Below are 19,545 nucleotides of genomic sequence, written 5' to 3'. Positions count from 1 at the left end.
CAGTAAGGTTCAAGAATCCCGGACTCGCCAAGGAGGGGCTGGCCATTCCCATGAAGCTTCGTGACCTGGTGTACAGGCTCTATGCGCGCCGGGTGGAGGACCGACTCGACACCGACCAGGTGCCGAAGCACATCGGCGTCATCCTGGACGGGAACAGGCGCTGGGCGCGGGCATCGGGCGGTACCACGGAGCAGGGCCACCAGGCGGGCGCGGAGAAGATCCAGGAGTTGCTGACCTGGTGCGCCGAGACGGACGTCGAGGTCGTCACGCTGTGGCTCCTCTCGACGGACAACCTGCACAGGCCGGAGCGGGAGCTGCTGCCGCTGCTGGGCATCATCGAGGACACGGTGCGCGACCTGGCGGCGGACGGCCGCTGGCGCGTCCACCACGTCGGCCAGCTCGACCTCCTGCCCGACCGTACGCAGCAGGTGCTCAAGAAGGCCGAGCAGAAGGCCGGGGACATCGACGGGATACTCGTGAACGTGGCCGTCGGCTACGGCGGCCGCCAGGAGATCACCGACGCCGTCCGGTCGCTCCTCGCGGACCGCGCCGAGCGCGGCATGAGCCTCGACGCCCTCGCGGAGAGCCTGACCGTCGAGGACATCTCGGAGCACCTCTACACCCGCGGCCAGCCCGACCCCGACCTGGTCATCCGCACCAGCGGCGAGCAGCGCCTCTCGGGCTTCATGCTCTGGCAGAGCGCCCACTCGGAGTACTACTTCTGCGAAGTGTTCTGGCCGGCCTTCCGCAAGGTCGACTTCCTCCGTGCCCTCCGCGACTACGCGGCCCGCCACCGGCGCTACGGGAACTGATCCCGCCGGGCGCGCACGGCGCCCAGGGGAGCGCGTAAGGGATATGCGGGCTCTGCGAAAGCGGTCAGGGCCGGGAGCTGCAGGGAAATCCCCGTTTCGGGTCCCCCTGGTCACCCTCCCGTGGACCACCGCATATGCCGTTGCATGCTTGTCGCCGCCCGGGGGAATATCAGCCTCATGGCCGGGGCCCTCCACAGGCTCCGGCGCCGGGAGGCCCGATTGCAGACCACGGACGACCGCAGAGGCATTGCGGGCGACGCGGATGTCGCGGAGGGCCGGTGCACGGCCCGCCCCGCGCGGGTCCGGACCGGTCTCTTCCCTTGCGACGCCGTCGCACCCCGACCTCTTCCGAGGGGGTTCGTCCACCCGTGGTGACAAGCAAGAAGCGCAACGATTCCGACCGGCGCACGTATGTCATCGACACAAGCGTGCTGCTCGCAGACCCGACGGCAATGGACCGTTTCGAGGAGCACGAAGTGGTGCTCCCCGTCGTCGTCGTGACCGAGTTGGAGGCAAAGCGGCACCACCCGGAGCTCGGCTACTTCGCACGTCAGGCGCTGCGGAGGCTGGACGAGTACCGCGTCCGGTACGGCCGGCTCGACGCTCCCATTCCGATCGGGGAGGTGGGCGGCTCCCTGCGCGTGGAGCTCAACCATTCCGACACCGGTGTCCTGCCGGCCGGCTTCCGGCTGGAGGACAACGACTCGCGGATCCTCGCGGTGGCCCGCAACCTGCAGGCCGAGGGGTACGACGTGACGGTCGTCTCCAAGGACCTGCCGCTGCGGATCAAGGCGTCGTCCGTCGGGCTCCTCGCCGAGGAGTACCGCGCGGAGCTCGCCATCACCGAGTCGGGCTGGACCGGCATGTCCGAGCTGACCCTCGCCGGCGAGGACATCGACGAACTCTTCGCCGCGGACAGCGTCTTCGTCCCGGAAGCGGCCGAACTGCCCGTCCACACCGGCCTGGTGCTCCAGTCGGAGAAGGGCAAGGCGCTCGGGCGGGTCACACCGCAGGGGAGGGTGAAGCTCGTACGCGGCGACCGCGAGGCGTTCGGCATCAAGGGCCGCAGCGCGGAGCAGCGCATCGCTCTCGACCTGCTGCTCGATCCCGAGGTCGGCATCCTGTCCATGGGCGGGCGTGCCGGTACGGGCAAGAGCGCCCTCGCGCTGTGCGCGGGCCTGGAGGCGGTGCTGGAGCGCAGGCAGCACCGGAAGGTCATGGTCTTCCGGCCGCTGTACGCGGTCGGCGGTCAGGATCTGGGCTATCTCCCGGGCACCGAGGCCGAGAAGATGAACCCCTGGGCGCAGGCGGTCTTCGACACCCTCTCGGCGGTCACGAGCCGCGAGGTGATCGAGGAGGTCGTGGAGCGCGGGATGCTGGAAGTGCTGCCCCTGACGCACATCCGGGGACGCTCGCTGCACGACGCCTTCGTGATCGTGGACGAGGCCCAGTCGCTCGAGCGGAACGTCCTGCTGACGGTCCTCTCCCGGATCGGCTCCGGTTCACGGGTCGTACTCACCCATGACGTGGCGCAGCGGGACAATCTCCGCGTCGGACGCTACGACGGGGTGGTCGCGGTCGTGGAGAAGCTGAAGGGCCATCCGCTCTTCGCGCACATCACGCTCAGCCGGTCCGAAAGGTCGCCCATCGCGGCGCTTGTGACCGAAATGCTCGAAGAGGTGAATATCTGACGGCAGTTGAGGCGATTGGCGCCGGTCGTCCCCACGGGGCGGCCGGCGCCTTCGCGTCGGCGTGCGGGTCGCGGGTGCGGGCAGACTGCGGATACCTCGTGCGGGTGACGTTCGCCGCCGGTCCGCGCTCTCCTTCCGTTCTCCCCGCATACCGCCCTGACCTGCGGCGACGACAAGGGAGTTGGCCAGTGGTCGCACCACTGGCGGGGGAGTCGTGAGAGGGTCCAGCAGCCTAGCCGGACGTCCCGTGGTACGCCCTGCTTTCCGGGGAATGTGACAGTCAAACTCCCTGTGACCTATCCCACTCGGTGCGGAATTGCCTCGGACTGCTCGCGTCCGGCAGGGTGTGGTTCCTGTCAGGCCCCGCATACGGCACAGCGGCACCCCCAAAGGTGCGGCACCGCACGGCAGTACAGAACTGAACAGCAGTCACGCCGTATGCCGCCCGAGCACCACGCGGGCTCTTCCCGTTCGACGGGGAAGCCCAACCGGGCCAGTACCTCCGGTGACCAAGTTCCGAGGGGGTCAGTGCCAGGGGCACGATTGCGCCCGCGCGGTCACTCAAGCGGGCACGTTGGAAGGAAAACGTGTGACTCGGATCTCCGTCCGGGGATTCGCCGTGGCGTCCGCCACCGCGGTCACCACCGTCGGCGCCGTCGTCGGTGTGGCTTCCGGTAGCCAGCAGGGCCAGACGACGAACGACGTCGAGGCCACCGCTGCTGACGCGACGCTCCTCGCAGACATACCGGCGGGTCAGCAGGCCCAGGTTCAGACCGCTTCCCTGACGCAGCAGGCGGACTCCGCGTCCTCCGCCGCGCACGCGGAGGCGAAGAAGTCCGCTGAGGAGGCCGCGCGCAAGCAGGCAGCCGAGGCCGCGGCGGCCAAGAAGGCCGCAGCGGAGAAGGCAGCCAAGGAGCGTGCGGCGAAGGAGGCGGCGAGCCGTTCCGCGCGTGCTGACGCGTCGGACTTCACGCAGAAGGCCTCCTACACGACGGCCGAAGTCCAGTCGATGGCCAAGAAGATCGTCGGCGCGGGCCAGTTCCAGTGCTTCTCGGAGATCGTCGAGCGCGAGTCCGGCTGGAACTACCAGGCCAGCAACCCCTCCTCCGGTGCCTACGGCCTCATGCAGGCTCTGCCCGGTTCCAAGATGGCCTCCGCGGGTGCCGACTGGCGCACCAACCCCGCCACCCAGATCAAGTGGGGCCTGAACTACATGGACAGCCGTTACGGCAGCCCGTGCGGTGCCTGGGACTTCTGGCAGGCCAACAACTGGTACTGAGCGGCAGCGCCCCGCGCTGAACCTCACACCTCCACAAGCTTCAGCGACTCACCCCCGGCCCGGATCCACGGGCCGGGGGTGAGCGTGCGGTGTGCCCGGGTGGTGAACGTCATCGCGCGTCCGTGACGCAAGCAACCTCCGCGCCGGTAACGTCGTCATCCAACGGCAGCGGTGACGGCCGGGCTTGGGTGTGCCTCCCGGCCCGCAGGCGGCCCGGAAGAGTTCAGCAGGGGGCGGAGGACGCGGGATGACGAGCAGGGTGGACAGGCTGCGCGACGGCGTGGCGCGGTTGGGGGCCCGTATCGCGGAGAGGCGGGCGGAGCAGCTCGCCCGGCAGGAGGCGATCACCGGCGTGGGCGGCGGGGGGTACGCCTCCCAGGGCGGGCAGGCCGGTGCGGAGGCGCGGCCCGGTACTACGCCGCCGATGGCACCGGAATCCGCGCCCGCGCCCGCACCCGGAGGGGGGCGGCCCGCGCCCGCCTCCGTCGTGCCGTGGGGACTGCGGGTCGCGGGCGAGTCGGCCTGGCGGCTGCTGGTGCTCGCGGGTCTCGTCTGGGTGCTGATACAGGTGATCAGCTCGATCAGCCTGCTCGTACTCGCCTTCTCCGCGGGCCTGTTGGTGACGGCCCTGCTGCAGCCCACCGTCGCCCGCCTCAAGCGCCACCGCGTGGGACGCGGCCTGGCCACCGCGATCACCTTCATCACCGGCTTCGTGGTGATGGGCCTGGTCGGCTGGTTCGTGGTCTGGCAGGTCACCGAGAACCTGCCCACCCTCACCGAGCGGGTTCAGCAGGCCATCGACGAGGGCCAGCGCTGGGCGGTGCAGGGCCCGTTCCACGTCTCCGAGCAGCAGGTCAACGACGTCGCGAAGAACCTGAGCCAGTGGCTGGGCGACAACAGCAAGGAAGTCACCTCCGCCGGGCTCGAAGGCGTCACGGTGCTGCTGGAGTTCCTCTCCGGCGCGGCGCTGGCGATGTTCATCACCCTCTTCCTGCTCTACGACGGCGACCGCATCTGGAACTGGGTGCTGAAGCTCGTGCCCGCGGCGGCGCGCGAGGGGGTCGCCGGTGCCGGGCCGCGTGCCTGGACCACGCTCACCGGGTACGTACGCGGGACCGTGATCGTCGCCATGATCGACGCGATCTTCATCGGCGTGGGCATCTACATCCTCGACGTGCCGCTCGCGGTGCCGCTGGCCGTGCTCATCTTCATCTTCGCGTTCGTGCCGATCGTGGGCGCGGTGGTCTCCGGGGCGCTGGCGGTGCTCGTCGCCCTCGTCACCAACGGGCCCGTCACGGGTCTGCTGGTGCTCGGCGTCGTGCTGCTGGTCCAGCAGATCGAGAGCCACGTCCTGCAGCCGTTCATCCTGGGCCGTCTCGTACGGGTGCACCCCCTGGCGGTGGTGCTCGCGGTCACCGGCGGCAGCCTCATCGCGGGCATCCCGGGCGCGGTCGTCGCGGTGCCGCTCGTGGCCGTGCTCAACACGGCCGTCGGGTATCTGCGGGCGTTCTCGGAAGGGACCCATCCGGGCGGCCCGGGCGTGCTCGCCGTCGCCGGGGGACCGCAGGGGCCCGCCGGGGGAGCGGCGGCGGGCAAGGGCGCCGGAGCCGCGGAGGCTCCCGCCCTGGAGAAGGGCGGGGTCACGCCCGCGGAACCCGCCGCTTCTCCCACGGAGTCGGCGGACGGCGCCCCGCCGGCCCGCCCCCAGGACGGGCCGGAGTCTTCGGGGAACCCCGGCGGGACGCCGTAGGGCCTCTCGTCCGGATCTCCGCGGGCCGCGGCGTCGGCTGAAGATCCGAACGACAGGCGTCAGGGGCGGTTCCGCGCCGGTGCACGCGGCCGGGGAGTGTCTCCCCGGCCCGGCGCCGGTCAGTACGGGGCCTCGCGGGTGTCCATATGGCGCTTCAGGCGCCGCTGATCGGCGGCGCTCCAGCCGTCGGGAGGCGCCACCGCGCCCCACGCCTCCACCGAGCCGGTGCCGTAGCGGTGGCCGTGGGGCGCGTCCACCTCGTAGGAGACGGCGAGGTCGACCGTGGTCTGCCAGAAGGTGACGAACGGGAACCAGCCGACCTCCTTCGTGATGTCCGGGCCGAGCGGCTCCCGCAGCCAGGGCGGCCGCTCCAGCGCCAGATCCCACGACCACCACACGATCGCGTCCGAGGCGTTCTGCAGGTAGACCACGCGCGGACCGTGCCAGGGGCCGGGCGGCCGGGCGAGGTCCTTCCGCGGCCACTGCGCGAAGCGGAAGTGGCGTCCGTCGTCGTACTGCGGACGCCACACGGGGCTGCCGGCGTCGCGGCCCGCGGTGAGCTCCCGGCGGATGGGGGAGAAGTTCGGGGAACCGGCCAGCACCGCGCCGTCCACCTTCGACAGCAGGTCGCGCGGCCCGTCGAAGGCCGCCTCGATGCCGTAGGCGCCGAGGCTCTCGCCGAAGACGACCAGGCGAGGGCGGCTTTGCGGCGGTTCCCGCAGCCAGCGTGCGCGGACGGCCTTCACCAGCGCCCGGTTCGCCCGGCCCGCCTGCTCCTTGTCGACGACGAAGGAGACCCAGCTCGGCAGGTAGGAGTACTGCATGGCCACGATCGCCGTGTCGCCGCCGTGCATGTACTCCAGGGGCTCCGCGTCGGCCGAGTTGACCCAGCCCATGCCCGTGGTGCCGGCGACGGCCAGCACCTCGCGGCTGAAGGCGCCGGTCCGCTCCAGTTCGGCGACGGCGATCTGGGCGCCCGCCTCGTACGTCGACGCCTCGTCGCCGTCGGCCGTCTGGGCCTCGATGCTCTGCTTGCCGACGTAGACGCGCACCGGGTCCTCAGCGGGGCGCCGTGTCACCTCGCGGATCCGGCGGGCGGTGAGCGACGAGGCGGTGAAGTTGCGGCCCTCGTAACCGAGTTCGTCCCATTTGACGAGGGAGCCGGGGCTGCCGGAGACGTACGGGGAGCCCGGCTGGACCATGCCGTCCCTGGTGCGGTCGTTGGTGGCCGCCGCGATCCGGGACACGACGTCGATCACCCCGCGGTCGAAGACGACGTCGCGGGTGCCGACGACCACCACGCAGGCGCTGATCAGCACGCCCGCGACCACGGCCAGAGGCCGAGGGACGAACCGGCACAGGCCGCGTATCAGCTCGCGGGTGCACAGCCGGACCGTGCGGGCCAGGAGCAGCAGCGCCCCGCACAGGGCCAGAGCCACCAGCGCGATCATCATCGAGTGCCAGGTCAGGGTCTCCGGGAGCTCCTGCAGTGCCCGCAGTTCCCGCTGCATGCGGGCGCTCTCCGAGAGGGCCAGCACGGTGAGCCCCGCCGCGAGCACGTAGTACGCCTGCCAGGCGTGTGCCCGCGCCCGTTCGCGCGGCAGCCGGGCCATGTGCAGGCGGGCCACGTGCAGCCGGGCCATGTGCAGGCGGGCCACGTGCGGTCGGGAGGGCGCGGGCAGGCGCCGGCGGAGCCGTACGAGGGTGCCGCGCACCAGCCAGCCGAGCAGCGAGCCCAGCGCGTAGCCGATCGCCGCCGTGATGCCGCCGATGACGCCCTGAAGCAGCCAGGGCCGCGGCACCAGCGAGGGCGTGAGGGAGAGCCAGAAGAAGACGGTGGCGGCGCACGTCGCCGTCAGGTCCGGCCAGCGGCGCACCAGCCAAGTGGGGTGCGGGCGCTGCCAGTACGGGCGCCGGACCACCGAGAGCAGGCGGCGTGCGCGCGGGGCGGGCGCCCGCCCGTGGACGCCCGGGTGGGCGGGGGCGGGGGTGTCCGGCGGCGGGGGCGGCGCCGCGGCGGGGCGGAGGTCCGGGGGTGCCGCGCGCGTGCCGGTTGCCCGGTCCCGTTCATGCGGATACGTCCCGGAAGCGGGAGCGCGTTCCTCCGCGGTGCGTGCCATCGATCGCACCCCCCGGTTCTCGATCACGGCGCGGCATCCACAGCGGTGCCGGTATCGCTGACGCAGGAGCGTGGCCGGGGGTTGCCCGGGCGGGTGGTACGGGACTGCGGCAGGGGAGGACCGGCGAAGTCAGCCGGGTCGGCGCATGCCCCGGACCGGGCCGCCGAGGGAGGTCGTCACCGCTGTCTTCGCAGGCCGGAGCGGTATTCCGCTTTCTATACACGAGGCGTATACATAGTGTGTATAGTCTCCGCCATGTCCATCAGCCATACCTTGCTCGGCCTTCTGGAGTCCGGTCCCCGCCACGGCTACGACCTCAAGCGGGCCTTCGACGAACGCTTCGGCCACGACCGCCCGCTGCACTACGGGCAGGTCTACTCGACGATGTCGCGACTGCTGAAGAACGGTCTCGTCGAGGTCGACGGCATCGAGGCGGGCGGCGGGCCCGACCGCAAGCGATACGCCATCACCGATGCCGGCGTCACCGACGTCGCCGACTGGCTCGCCCGTCCCGAGAAGCCGGAGCCCTACCTGCAGAGCACCCTCTACACCAAGGTCGTGCTCGCCCTCCTCACCGGCCGGGACGCCGGCGAGCTGCTCGACGGGCAGCGCGCCGAACATCTGCGCCTCATGCGCGAGTTGACCAAGCGCAAGCAGGGCGGCGATCTGGCGGACCAGCTCATCTGCGACCACGCCCTGTTCCACCTCGAAGCCGACCTGCGATGGCTGGAACTGACGGCCGCGCGACTCGGCAAGCTCGCCTCGGAGGTACGGCCATGACCACCCACGCACCGACCGGCCCGCACGACGGCGGCGGCCCCGGCGCCTCGGCCGGGACCGGATTCCTGCTCACCGCCTCCCGGTTGCACAAGACCTACGGCTCGACGGACGCCCTCGACGGGGCGGACTTCGAGATCCGCGCCGGAGAGATCGTCGCCGTGATGGGGCCCTCCGGCTCCGGCAAGTCGACGCTGCTGCACTGCCTCGCGGGGATCGTCCGGCCCGACTCGGGCACGGTGACGTACCGGGGAGAGGCGCTCTCGCGGATGCCCGACGCCCGCCGCAGCGCGCTGCGCCGGCGCGACTTCGGCTTCGTCTTCCAATTCGGCCAGCTGGTACCCGAGTTGAGCTGCCTGGAGAACGCGGCCCTGCCGCTGCGGCTCGCGGGCCTCGGCCGCAGGGAGGCCGAGTCGCGGGCGTCGTCGTGGCTGGAGCGGCTCGAAGTGGACGACGTACGCGGTCAGCGTCCCGGTCAGGTCTCCGGCGGGCAGGGCCAACGCGTCGCCGTCGCCCGCGCGTTGGCGGCCGGACCGAGCGTGCTGTTCGCCGACGAGCCGACCGGAGCGCTCGACTCGCTCAACGGGGAGAGGGTCATGCAGCTCCTCACCGAGGCCGCCCGCGAGACCGACGCGGCGGTCGTCCTCGTCACCCACGAATCGCGCGTCGCCGCCTACTCGGACCGCGAGGTCGTCGTCCGGGACGGACGCGCCCGCAGCATGGCCGGCGCCCTGTGAGCGCCGGGACGGCGACCCGCGAGGGCGCCCCGGCCCCGGTCGCGGACGGGAGCGGCCCCGGCGACCGGCCGGAAGGGCGGGCCCGCCCGGCGGACTGGGCCCGCGACCTGGCCATGGGCGCGCGCTTCGCCACCAGCGGCGGCCGGCAGGGGTGGACGCGGACGCTGCTGACGGCCGTGGGCGTCGCGCTCGGCGTGGCCGTACTGCTGCTCGCCGCGGCGGTGCCGCAGATCGCCGCCGCCTTCGACGCCCGCGAGGAGGCACGCTCCGGCGGGCTCCTCGCGGCCCGCCAGTACGCCGAGGCGACCGAGCGGTCCGTCCTGACCAAGGACGCCAACACCCACTACCGGGGCACCGATCTCCACGGGCGGCTCGTGCAGGCGGACGGGTCGAGCCCCGTCAGGCCGCCGGGGCTCGACGAGATCCCCGCCGCCGGCGAACTGGTGGTCTCGCCCGCCCTGAAGGACCTCCTGGAGTCCCCGGAGGGCCGGGCGCTCGCGGAGCGGCTGGACGGGCGCGTCACCGGAACCATCGGGGAGGACGGCCTGCTGGGCCCGGCCGAACTGGCCTTCTACAAGGGGGCGGACGACCTCTCGCCCGCCGACGGCGCAGACCGCGTGGAGGACTTCGGCCTGCCGGAATCCGACGAGCAGCCGCTGGACCCCGCGCTGGTGCTGCTGATCGTGGTGGCGTGCACGGTGCTCATCATGCCGGTCGCCGTCTTCATCGCCACCGCGGTGCGCTTCGGGGGAGAGCAGCGCGACGCCCGGCTCGCCGCCCTGCGCCTGGTGGGCGCCGACGCGGCGACGACCCGGCGGATGGCCGCGGGCGAGGCCCTGGTCGGGGCGTTGCTGGGGGTGCTGCTGGGGGGCTGGTTCTTCCTCCTCGGACGCGTCTTCATAGGGAGGATCGAACTCTTCGGCCTCAGCGTCTACCCGGTCGACGTGGCGCCCTCCCTCGGACTCGGCGCGCTGATCGTCCTCGCCGTGCCCGTGACGTCCGTGGCGGTCACGATCTTCGCGCTGCGCGGCGTCGCCATCGAACCGCTCGGTCTCGTCCGCAAGTCGGAGCAGCGCGCCAGGCGCCTGTGGTGGCGGCTGGTTCCACCGGGGGCGGGCGCCGCGCTGCTGCTGCCGCTCGCGGGGTCGGTGGCCGGTGAGGACGCCTCCGTGAGCGGGGTGCAGATCACCGCCGCCGTGGTGCTCCTGCTCGGCGGGGTGGCGCTGCTGCTGCCCTGGCTCGTCGAGAGGATCGTCGGGCGGCTGCGCGGCGGACCGGTGTCGTGGCAGCTCGCCACCCGGCGGCTCCAGCTCAGCAGCGGCAACGCTTCACGCGCCGTCAGCGGCATCACGATCGCGGTGGCGGGGGCCATCGCCCTGCAGATGCTCTTCTCCGCCGTGGAGACCGACCAGACGGTGCAGGGCCGGGGCGGTCCGGAGAAGAGGAGCGTGGCGAACATCTACGGGACCCACGCCACGGTCGGGGGCGCGGAGACCCTCACGGCGCAGCTCCGGCGCACCGACGGCGTACGGGAGGCGGCCGGTTACCTTCAGGCGTACGAGGAGGTGCGGGGCTCCGACGACGGCGTCACGATCGCGGTCGGCCACTGCGCGACGCTGCGGCGCATCGCCCGCATCGACGACTGCCGGGAGGGCGAGGTCTACAAGGTCCCGCCGGAGGAGGGCGAGACCGGCGCCCCGCCGGCCGGCACGGCCGTCCTCGGCGAGGGCGGCGAGCAGATCTGGCGTACGCCCCGTGCCCGCACCGTCGAGGGGATCGAGGGGCCCGAGGGCGGCAAGGTGGAGGGCCTGCTGGCGACTCCGTCGGCCGTGCCCGTCGACGCGCTCGGCTCGCCGAACTACCAGGGGTGGGTCGTCGCCGACCACACCGCCGCGGCGCTGGAGAACCTGCGCACGACCGTGTTCAGGGCGGACCCGTCCTACAGCGTCTTCGAGCGGCTGGACGAGGAGACGAGCGCGGAGTTCGTCACGATCCGGCGGGCGGTACTCGCCGCCGCCGTGGCGGTGCTGCTGCTGATCGGGGCCAGTATGGCCGTCTCGATGGTGGAGCAGCTGCGGGAGCGGAAGCGGCAGTTGTCGGTCCTGGTGGCGTTCGGGACGCGGCGCTCGACGCTCAGCGCCTCGGTGCTGTGGCAGACGGCGGTCCCCGTCGTCCTGGGGATCGGCCTGGCCGTCGTCTTCGGGCTGGGGCTCGGCTGGGGGCTGCTGCGCCTGCTGAAGGCCCCGGCCGGTGACTGGCTGGTCTTCCTGCCGGTGGCCGGGGCGGGCGCCGGGGTGATCGGGCTGGTGACGCTCGTGAGCCTGCCGTTCCTGTGGCGGATGATGCGGCCCGACGGGCTGCGCACGGAGTGACCTGCGCCGATACCCGCTCCACGAGGCTCTGACCGTACGGCGGTCCCCGGGCTCGCGGTTCCGGCCAGGCCCCCATGCTGGCCGGAACCGCGCTTCTGCGCTAAAGTGATATCACTTTGCTAGACAGTCTCGTACGGTCCGGCGGGCCACCGGTCCGTCCGGAGCCGCACGAGGAAGAGGCAGAACGCCCTGCGCGGCGGCGCACGCCGCCGCGGGCGCTCGCCGACACACGTTGAAACGGGGGAACCCTGATGTCCGCTCAAGAACCCACACCCGCACCCGCCAAGACGGCCGACCCGCAGGACCTGCCGGACATGCCGGCCCCAGAGGTCCGCGAGGTCACCGCGCACAGCATCCCCGGCGGCCTGGCGCTGCTCCTCGGCCTCATCGGCTTCCTGCTGGGCCTGGGCGGAATAATCCTCGGCGGCGGGTTCGCCGCGGAGGGCGACACCGGACTCGGCGCGGTGCTGATCGTCGTGGGCGTCATCGTCCTGATCGGCTCGATCTTCGCGATGTGCGGCCTGAACATGGTCGCGCCGGGCGAGGCCCGCGTCGTCCAGCTCTTCGGGCGCTACACGGGCACGATCCGCACGGACGGCCTGCGCTGGGTCAACCCGCTGACGAGCCGCGCGAAGATCTCCACGCGCGTCCGGAACCACGAGACCGCCGTCCTGAAGGTGAACGACGCGTACGGCAACCCGATCGAGCTCGCGGCAGTGGTCGTCTGGCAGGTCGCGGACACGGCGCAGGCCACGTTCTCCGTGGACGACTACGTCGAGTTCGTGTCCACGCAGACCGAGGCGGCCGTACGCCACATCGCGATCGAGTACCCCTACGACTCGCACGACGAGGACGGCCTGTCGCTGCGCGGCAACGCCGAGGAGATCACCGAGAAGCTCGCGGTCGAGCTGACGGCACGCGTCAGCGCGGCGGGCGTGAAGATCGTCGAGTCCCGGTTCACGCATCTCGCGTACGCCCCGGAGATCGCCTCCGCGATGCTCCAGCGCCAGCAGGCGGGCGCCGTGGTCGCCGCCCGCAAGACCATCGTGGAGGGGGCGTGCGGCATGGTCGAGGACGCCATCACGCGCATCGCCGCCCAGGACTTCGTCGAGCTGGACGAGGAGCGCAGGGCCTCCATGGTCAGCAACCTGCTCGTCGTGCTCTGCGGTGACCGCTCGCCGCAGCCGGTGATGAACACGGGGACCCTCTACCAGTGACCGACCCTCCGGAACGCGCGGAAGCCGCGGAACCGGAGCCGGCCGTGCCGCCTCAGGAGGGGCCCTCGCCGGAGGGCTCCTCCCGCGGAGAGCCGCCCGGCGAGGACCCCGCCGGCACGGCTGACGGCTCCGGCGCCGCGGACGCGCCGCGCCAGAGACCTGCCCGCCGGCCTCAGCGGCAGCGCAAGCAGGTGCTGCTGAGGCTGGACCCGGCCATCTACGACGCGATCGCGCGATGGGCGGCCGAGGAGCTCCGCTCCACCAACGCCCAGATCGACTACCTGCTGCGCAAGGCACTCGCCGACGCACGGCGGCTGCCGGGGAACGCCCGCCCCCATCCGCCGCGAGGCCGCCCGCGCCGCGACGAGTGAGCCGCCCGGGACGGACGCACGTCCTCCCGGGCGGCTCCGCGGGTTCTCCTGGGGCACACCCGCGTGAGGCGTCCCGCCCCTGGCCCGCCCCTGTGTGGCGACAGTCATCCGATCAGGCCACCAAGCGTGGCGGCTCCGTCCGGCCGGTGCCGATACTGCGGGAAGGAGAACCGCTCGCACGATCCCGGACTCGCGTCACCGGCCGTCACACCGGGTGCCGTGCCCGTCCGTACTCGGCGGGCGGTTCCGGCGGCGAAGGAAGGGCGCGCACCGTGACCCACGGCCGAGGGTGGATGAGCGACCTGCTGGCGTCGGTTCAGGCGGCGCCGCCGGTGAAGTCGGTCGCGGTGATGGAGCGCGTCCTCAAGGAGAAGTTCTCCGCCCTGGACGTCTCCTTCATGATCACGGACCTCGGCGGGAACGCCGTGGTGCGCCTCACGGGCTTCCAGGACGAGATCGGCCAGGGCGAGCCCGAGCGCTTCGCCCTCGCGGGAACCCTCTACGAGCGGGTGATCCGCTCCCAGCAGCTCTGGGTCGACGACGGCGTGCGCGCACGGGAGGGCGACGACGGCGGCCCGGAGGAGAACGGGCAGGGGCCGGGCCCGGGCTTCACGGACACGCCTGCGACGTCGCACATCGTCGCGCCCGTCTCCGACCGCGGCGATGCGATCGGCCTGCTCGAACTCACCCTCCCCGGCCGCCCCGACCACGAGATGCTGCAGCAGGTCGCCGAGGCCGCCCACGCGCTCGCCTACGTCGTGGTCGTCAACAGGCGGTTCACGGACCTCTTCGAGTGGGGACGGCGGAGCACCCGGATGTCGCTGGCCTCCGAGATCCAGCACCGGCTGCTGCCCGAGTCCTTCACCTGCGACGCGGGCCCCTTCATCATCGCCGGGTCGCTGGAACCGGCAGCCGAGATCGGCGGGGACACCTTCGACTACGCCCTGAACCGGTCGGGCCTGTACCTGTCGCTCACCGACGCCATGGGCCACGACGTGCGCGCGGCGCAGCTGGCCACCGTCGTCGTCAGCGCCCTGCGCAACGCGCGCCGCGCCGGCCTCGACCTCGTGGCGCAGGCGTCCGCCGCCAATGTCGCCGTGGCCGAGCACGCCGTGCAGGAGCACCGCGCGGTCGTCACCGAGCCGGCGAAGGTGAAGAACGCGCTCGCCCGGCACGGAGCGCAGGCCATGGCGACGGGGCAGATGATGTGGGTGTCCTTCGAGACGGGCGCCGCCACGTACGTCAACGCCGGGCACGTGTGGCCCCTGCTGCTGCGGGAAGGGCGCGTCCGGGAGGTCACGCCCCTCGTCGACCTGCCCTTCGGCGTGGACCCCAAGCACGAGTACCGGCTCCAGACGCTCGACCTGCGCAGAGGCGACAGGCTGGTGCTGATCACCGACGGGATGCTGGAGCCGGGCGGGGACCCGCGGGCTCTGAGCCGGCTGATCGAGGAGACGGCCGCGCAGCACCCCCGCGACGCGGTGCGCACCTTCACCAAGTCCGTGCTCAAGGCCACGGACCACGACCCACGCGACGACGCGACCGTGCTCTGCCTGGAGTGGTCGGGGACGGCCTGGTCCGACCAGGACACCTCGCCGAACGGGCGGCGGCAGTACTGAATCCGGGCCAGGGCACAGCGGGGCGGGTGCCCTCCGGGCACAGCCGGGCAGGCGGACGGACGGGGGGTGGCCGGAGCAGTGGCGCGACACCGGACGGCGGGCCCCGCCCGCCGGCGCACCTCACCCCGTCTGCGTGCCCTCGCCTCGTTCACCGGCCGAGAAACGGGCCGGCCTGCGCATCGGCCCCCACGCGCCGCGCTGCCGGGCCACCTCGGCCTCGGCCTCCTCGATCACGCTCCCGGCGATCCAGGCGACGGGCTGGATCCGGCGGACGAGGGGTTCGTTGTCCGGACCGCGTCCCGCCTCCTCGCCGACGAGGACCCAGGGGTGGACGTCCGGTCCCTTGTCCTCCCGCAAGTGGCTGTAGTCGTACAGCCTCCGCGCGACCCACAGCAGCGTCGGCCGCCCCTCCCACCACGGCTCCGGGTTCAGGGGGTTGGCCGACAGGCCGGGCAGCTCCGTTCCCGTCAGCTCGTCCTTGCTGCCGGGGCAGCCGTACCGGTCCGTCCCGGGTCCGCGGGACCACCTGACGAAGACCGGGTCGCCCCGCGAGATGAGGTCCGCGAGCTGGGCGAGGGAGGTGTAGACAGGCAGGTCGCTCTCCACGGAGCCCCGACTACCCCTGGGGCGGTGGCCCACTCCTACGGGGCCCGCCGCGGCACGCGGCCGCCGTCCTTCCGTCCGCCCGTGCCGAAGGCCGGCGGCCGGCGGCACGGCACGGGCGGCGCTCAGCGCGCGCGGCGGGCCGTGAGCAGGGAGTCGTCGTGCGGACGGGCGCCCGGAAGGCGGTGCCGGGCGGCGACGAGAGCCGCGTCGATGTCGTTGGTGCCGGTGGCGATGCACAGGCTGTACGCCACGTCGTCCAGGCGGCGCCGGGCTTCGGGCGTGCCCTCCTCCGCGTTGAGTTCGCGGAGGATCTCGTACTGCTGGAGCGTCTTGCCGAGTACGGCGGAGTGGGCCATCAGCATGGCTTGCCTCCTTCGGTCGGTTCTTCGGGCACCCTGCACGGTGAGAGCGGCGGGTGGCAAATCCGCCGCGTACCGCCCTCCCGCCTGCCCCGGGCAGTGCGGCGGCGAGGCGCTTTTCACGACGCGCTTTTCACGGCGCGCTTTTCACGAACCGTTTCCGCGGCGGGCTTCCGCGGGGCGCTGGGCGGCGGGCGGCGTCACATCCCGGTGAGCGCCGTCGAGCCGTCCGCCGCGACGAGCACGGCGTAGACCACCACGTCGGCGACGCCCAGCACGAGACCCGCGGTCGCGCGGGAGCGGCGGCCCGTGCCGCGCTTGAGCGAGCGCAGGGCCAGGACCACGGCGATGGGCCCGAGCACGACGTTCAGTACGAGAAGCCCCACGAGGCCGAGCACGAACGAGGTGACGGCCATGCCGTCGGTGTCGCTCCCTCCCGTGCGGGCCCGCGAGTCGGCGGTGAGTTCCATGGGTCTCCTTCCTCGTCTTCCCCGTCTCAGGCGTGCCGGCTGCGCCCGCGCTCGCGGGCGGTGAAGGCGAGCACGAAGATGCCTATGGCCCCGCCGGCGGCCAGGGCCACGGGGAGCGGGAGGTGGGCTGAGGCACCCAGTACCGCTTCGAGCGCGAGCGGGACCAGGAGGGGGAGGATCATCGGTACCCCTTGTCTCGTCGGGTTGTCTCTTCCGGACGGCGCTGCCTGGGCTCGCGGGTACCCCTCCGGCCGCGTCGATGCGCCCAACGGGCATGTGTCACGCGGTAGTTGCGAGGTCTTCACGAACATGACGCCTGCGGTTGCGCGGCGCGGCGGCGTCAGACGGCCCCGCCGAGGAGCGGCGCCCGCTCGTCGCGGGGGCGTGAGACGAGGTAGGGGCGGTGGCGGGCGCCGAGGTACCGGTCGGACGCCCAGCCCCGCGCGGCCAGTACGTCCTGGCACGTGGCCAGGCCCTCGCCGGGGGAGGGGCCGTCGTCGCCCGGCCGCTGCCGCCAGTCGACGCGTACGGACCGCGGAGCCGGGCCTTCGGAGACCTGGTAGCCGCTGCGGAGGCAGCGGCGGGCGCCGCCGATGGCGGCGGGCGGGCAGCCGGATGCCTGGAGGGCGAGGGAGACGGCGTGCAGGGGACGTTGCCGCTCCCATGCGGCGGGCAGCGCCATGTCCTCGGCTGTGACGCGGCGGATCTCCAGGAGCGAGGCCCAGGCGCGTACGGCGGCGGTAGGGGCGTGCGCGTCCTCGTCGTCGGGGGCTCCGTGGCCGGTCGCGGGGGAGAACGCGGAGCTGTCCGTGCGGGGTGTGCCGAGGAGTTCGGCGCGGGCGTCCCAGCCGGCGAGTGTGAGGTGGGTGGCCCCGGCCCGTCCGTGCCGGGCGGCGTGGCCGAGCCGGCACAGGTGCGCGCAGATCTCCTCCGGGGCGTGGACCCGGCCCAGGGCCGGGTCGGCCCGCAGGAGCGCCTGCTGCGGGCCGTCGGGAAGGTCCGCCGGATCGGATGGCCGCCGGCGGCGGGGAGGAGGGGCCACGCCCTCATTGTGTACGCGCCTTCCCGCTGTGTACGCGCCTTGTGCGCGTACACGACGGCGCTCTCACGGGCGCCGCGTGCGGTGGTCAGCCCACGGGTCCCTGACCGCCGGTGCCGGCCGTGGACCGGCCCGCCGGGCTTCCGGGGTCCTCCTCCCGCGCCGGCTGCTGCCTGCGCAGGAACAGGACGAGCACGGGCACCACGTAGAGCGTCCACACCCACGCCTGGAGGACGGTCGGGTCCGGCTGGAAGTTGACGGTGCCCTTCAGCAGGACGCCGTACCAACTGTCCGCGGGAACCGCGGAACTGACGTCGAACGCCTTGTCCCCCAGGCCGCCGAGGAAGCGCGCCTCCTGGAGGTCGTGCACACCGTAGGCGAGGACGCCCGCCGCCACGACGATCAGCAGTCCGCCCGTCCACGTGAAGAACCGGGCCAGGTCGATCCTGAGCGCGCCCCTGTAGAACAGCCAGCCCATCACCACCGCTGTGACGATGCCCAGCAGCGCACCGGCCAGCGGCCGGACGCCGTCGTCGGCGGCGTCCACGGACCGCCACACGAAGAGCGAGGTCTCGATGCCCTCGCGCCCGACGGCGAGGAACGCCGTCGCCACCAGGGCCCCCGTGCCCATGGACAGGGCCGCGTCGAGGCGGCCCTCCAGCTCCGCCTTCAGATGACGGGCGGTGCGGCGCATCCAGAAGACCATCCAGGTCACCAGGCCCACGGCGGCGATCGAGAGCGAGCCGCCGATCGCCTCCTGCGCGGTGAACGTCAGCTCCTGGGTGCCGAATTGGAGTCCCGCGCCGAAGGCCAGGCTCACACCGACCGCGATGCCCACGCCCGCCCAGACGGGCAGGAGCTTGGCGCGGTTGCCCGTCTTCACGAGGTACGCGACGAGGATGCAGACGACGAGGCTGGCCTCCAGCCCTTCGCGCAGACCGATCAAGTAGTTGCCGAACACGGCGTGTTCCTTCCGGGGGAGTTCAGGAGAAGAGCTGCCGGGCCCACCAGTCGCCGGAGTCGCGGACACCCGGAGGCACCGCGAACACCGCTGAACCCACGTGCCGGATGTACTCGTTGAGTTCCTTGTCGTCGCGGGCGAGGCGCCGTTGCAGAGGGATGAAGCCCTCTCGCACGTCCCGCTGGTAGGCGAGGAAGAACAGTCCCGCGTCCAGGCGGCCCAGTCCGTCCGTGCCGTCGGTGAAGTTGTAGCCGCGGCGCAGGATGCGGACGCCGCCGTTGGTGCCCGGATGCGCCAGCCTCACGTGCGCGACGGGCGCCATCGCGGAGAGCCGCACGGGATCACGCTCCCGGCGGCGGCCGGCCGGGGCGCCCTCGCCCTTGCTGCGGCCGATCATCATCTCCTGCTCGGCCAGCGAAGTACGGTCCCAGATCTCGATGTTCATCCGGATACGGCGTGCGACGAGGTAGGAGCCCCCCGCCATCCACGCCGCGCCGTCCTTCTCCCGTGCCCACACGTGCCGTTTCAGTGCGGCCTCGTCGTCGCCGGAGATGTTGCGGGTGCCGTCCTTGAAGCCGAAGAGGTTGCGCGGAGTCTGGGCCATGGGCGTCGTGGACGAGGTCTTGCCGAAGCCGAGCTGCGACCAGCGGACGGCGACCCTGCCGAAGCCGATGCGCGCCAGGTTGCGGACGGCGTGCACCGCGACCTGGGGATCGTCCGCGCACGCCTGCACGCACAGGTCGCCGCCGCCGCGCCCGGGGTCGAGGTCGTCGCCGGGGAAGTGGGGCAGGTCGGCGAGCGCGGCGGGACGCCGCTTCCCGATGCCGAAGCGGTCCCTGCCCTTGCCGTCCTCGAAGAGGGACGGCCCGACGCCGAACGTGAGCGTGAGCCGGGAGGGTTTGAGGCCGAGCGCCTCTCCGGTGTCGTCCGGCGGCGCTTCGGCCGGGCCGCCGACCGCTCCCGTACCGACCGGCTCGCCGGCGGTCATCCGGGCGGCGGCGCGCGTCCACCGCCGAAGCAGGTCCGTCAGCGCGGCACGGTCCCGGGTGAGGACGTCGAAGGCGGCGAAGTGCAGCCGGTCCTGCACGGGGGTGGCGATGCCGGCCTGGTGCTCGCCGTGGAAGGGCACGGCTCCTGCGAAGTCCGTGGCGGCGGCATCCGCGTCGCCGCCGTATCCCATCGCGGCCGCCGTACCGCCCGCCGTGGCCGCGCCGAGCGCCAGGCCCGCGCCGCCCCAGCCGAGCAGGGCGCGGCGTCCCGGGTGGACGGTGGGGCGCGTGCCGTCTTCCCGGCCGTCCGCTGCGCCGGGGTCCTCCCCGGAGTCCGGTCCGGGGCTCCGGGACTCGGAGGGTTCCGTCACCGCCG

The 19,545-nt window shown here is 72.8% G+C and carries 18 protein-coding genes; 10 read left to right on the top strand and 8 right to left on the bottom strand.

Annotated elements, in window-relative coordinates:
- Positions 1-50: 50 nt before the first annotated feature.
- The 4 genes from H181DRAFT_RS04480 (at position 51) to H181DRAFT_RS04460 (ending at position 5,532) form a co-directional block, all read left to right on the top strand.
- Positions 51-812: an isoprenyl transferase gene (locus H181DRAFT_RS04480; protein ID WP_045862850.1), complete on the top strand. Its 762-nt coding sequence runs from the start codon at positions 51-53 to the stop codon at positions 810-812.
- Positions 813-1,180: 368 nt separating this feature from the next.
- Positions 1,181-2,503: a PhoH family protein gene (locus tag H181DRAFT_RS04470; RefSeq protein ID WP_045862848.1), complete on the top strand. Its 1,323-nt coding sequence runs from the start codon at positions 1,181-1,183 to the stop codon at positions 2,501-2,503.
- A gap of 589 nt (positions 2,504-3,092) precedes the next feature.
- Positions 3,093-3,782, top strand: coding sequence for an aggregation-promoting factor C-terminal-like domain-containing protein (locus tag H181DRAFT_RS04465; protein ID WP_045862847.1), 690 nt, complete (start codon positions 3,093-3,095; stop codon positions 3,780-3,782).
- Positions 3,783-4,029: 247 nt separating this feature from the next.
- Positions 4,030-5,532, top strand: coding sequence for an AI-2E family transporter (locus H181DRAFT_RS04460; protein ID WP_078895483.1), 1,503 nt, complete (start codon positions 4,030-4,032; stop codon positions 5,530-5,532).
- Between the two features lie 119 nt (positions 5,533-5,651).
- Here H181DRAFT_RS04460 and H181DRAFT_RS04455 read toward each other — a convergent pair whose 3' ends face one another.
- A complete protein-coding gene (locus H181DRAFT_RS04455; RefSeq protein ID WP_078895508.1) occupies positions 5,652-7,652 on the bottom strand; it encodes an alpha/beta hydrolase in 2,001 nt (666 codons plus the stop codon).
- 255 nt (positions 7,653-7,907) lie between these two features.
- Here H181DRAFT_RS04455 and H181DRAFT_RS04450 point away from each other — a divergent pair, with 255 nt between their 5' ends.
- The 6 genes from H181DRAFT_RS04450 (at position 7,908) to H181DRAFT_RS04425 (ending at position 14,745) form a co-directional block, all read left to right on the top strand.
- On the top strand, positions 7,908-8,432 hold the full coding sequence (locus H181DRAFT_RS04450; protein WP_045862846.1) for a PadR family transcriptional regulator: 525 nt from the start codon (positions 7,908-7,910) through the stop codon (positions 8,430-8,432).
- The gene (locus tag H181DRAFT_RS04445; protein ID WP_045862845.1) at positions 8,429-9,166 is read left to right on the top strand and encodes an ABC transporter ATP-binding protein; all 738 of its coding nucleotides are present in this window, start codon (positions 8,429-8,431) and stop codon (positions 9,164-9,166) included. Before H181DRAFT_RS04450 ends, H181DRAFT_RS04445 begins: the two co-directional genes overlap by 4 nt.
- On the top strand, positions 9,163-11,538 hold the full coding sequence (locus H181DRAFT_RS04440) for an ABC transporter permease (protein ID WP_045862844.1): 2,376 nt from the start codon (positions 9,163-9,165) through the stop codon (positions 11,536-11,538). Before H181DRAFT_RS04445 ends, H181DRAFT_RS04440 begins: the two co-directional genes overlap by 4 nt.
- A 251-nt stretch (positions 11,539-11,789) precedes the next feature.
- The gene (locus H181DRAFT_RS04435) at positions 11,790-12,755 is read left to right on the top strand and encodes an SPFH domain-containing protein (RefSeq protein WP_045862843.1); all 966 of its coding nucleotides are present in this window, start codon (positions 11,790-11,792) and stop codon (positions 12,753-12,755) included.
- A 44-nt stretch (positions 12,756-12,799) separates the two neighbouring features.
- Complete coding sequence (locus H181DRAFT_RS29755; RefSeq protein ID WP_254666713.1) at positions 12,800-13,126, top strand: type II toxin-antitoxin system antitoxin; 327 nt, start codon at positions 12,800-12,802, stop codon at positions 13,124-13,126.
- A gap of 272 nt (positions 13,127-13,398) precedes the next feature.
- The gene (locus H181DRAFT_RS04425) at positions 13,399-14,745 is read left to right on the top strand and encodes a PP2C family protein-serine/threonine phosphatase (protein WP_254666691.1); all 1,347 of its coding nucleotides are present in this window, start codon (positions 13,399-13,401) and stop codon (positions 14,743-14,745) included.
- A gap of 120 nt (positions 14,746-14,865) precedes the next feature.
- On the opposite strand, the gene H181DRAFT_RS04420 is transcribed toward H181DRAFT_RS04425, so the two are convergent.
- The 7 genes from H181DRAFT_RS04420 to efeB all read right to left on the bottom strand — a co-directional run bounded on the left by H181DRAFT_RS04420 (position 14,866) and on the right by efeB (position 19,540).
- On the bottom strand, positions 14,866-15,351 hold the full coding sequence (locus H181DRAFT_RS04420) for a DUF6098 family protein (protein ID WP_045862841.1): 486 nt from the start codon (positions 15,349-15,351) through the stop codon (positions 14,866-14,868).
- Positions 15,352-15,473: 122 nt separating this feature from the next.
- On the bottom strand, positions 15,474-15,713 hold the full coding sequence (locus H181DRAFT_RS04415) for a DUF5133 domain-containing protein (RefSeq protein ID WP_045862840.1): 240 nt from the start codon (positions 15,711-15,713) through the stop codon (positions 15,474-15,476).
- Between the two features lie 197 nt (positions 15,714-15,910).
- Positions 15,911-16,180, bottom strand: coding sequence for a hypothetical protein (locus H181DRAFT_RS04410; RefSeq protein WP_045862839.1), 270 nt, complete (start codon positions 16,178-16,180; stop codon positions 15,911-15,913).
- Positions 16,181-16,206: 26 nt separating this feature from the next.
- Positions 16,207-16,362: a hypothetical protein gene (locus H181DRAFT_RS29300; RefSeq protein ID WP_158715411.1), complete on the bottom strand. Its 156-nt coding sequence runs from the start codon at positions 16,360-16,362 to the stop codon at positions 16,207-16,209.
- A gap of 158 nt (positions 16,363-16,520) precedes the next feature.
- Entirely contained in the window at positions 16,521-17,222 is a 702-nt protein-coding gene (locus tag H181DRAFT_RS04405; protein WP_052708445.1) for a hypothetical protein, read from the bottom strand.
- Positions 17,223-17,307: 85 nt separating this feature from the next.
- Positions 17,308-18,180 (bottom strand): iron uptake transporter permease EfeU, encoded by an 873-nt coding sequence (gene efeU, locus H181DRAFT_RS04400; RefSeq protein ID WP_045862838.1) that lies wholly within the window; start codon positions 18,178-18,180, stop codon positions 17,308-17,310.
- A gap of 22 nt (positions 18,181-18,202) precedes the next feature.
- Positions 18,203-19,540, bottom strand: a complete 1,338-nt coding sequence (gene efeB, locus H181DRAFT_RS04395) for an iron uptake transporter deferrochelatase/peroxidase subunit (RefSeq protein ID WP_078895482.1) — start codon at positions 19,538-19,540, stop codon at positions 18,203-18,205.
- Positions 19,541-19,545 lie beyond the last annotated feature (5 nt).

The organism is Streptomyces sp. WMMB 714 (genome assembly GCF_900090125.1).
GTDB classification, from domain to species: domain Bacteria; phylum Actinomycetota; class Actinomycetes; order Streptomycetales; family Streptomycetaceae; genus Streptomyces; species Streptomyces daqingensis.
The sequence above is the reverse complement of the archived record's forward strand: the minus strand, read 5'-3'. Positions and strand labels throughout refer to the sequence as shown.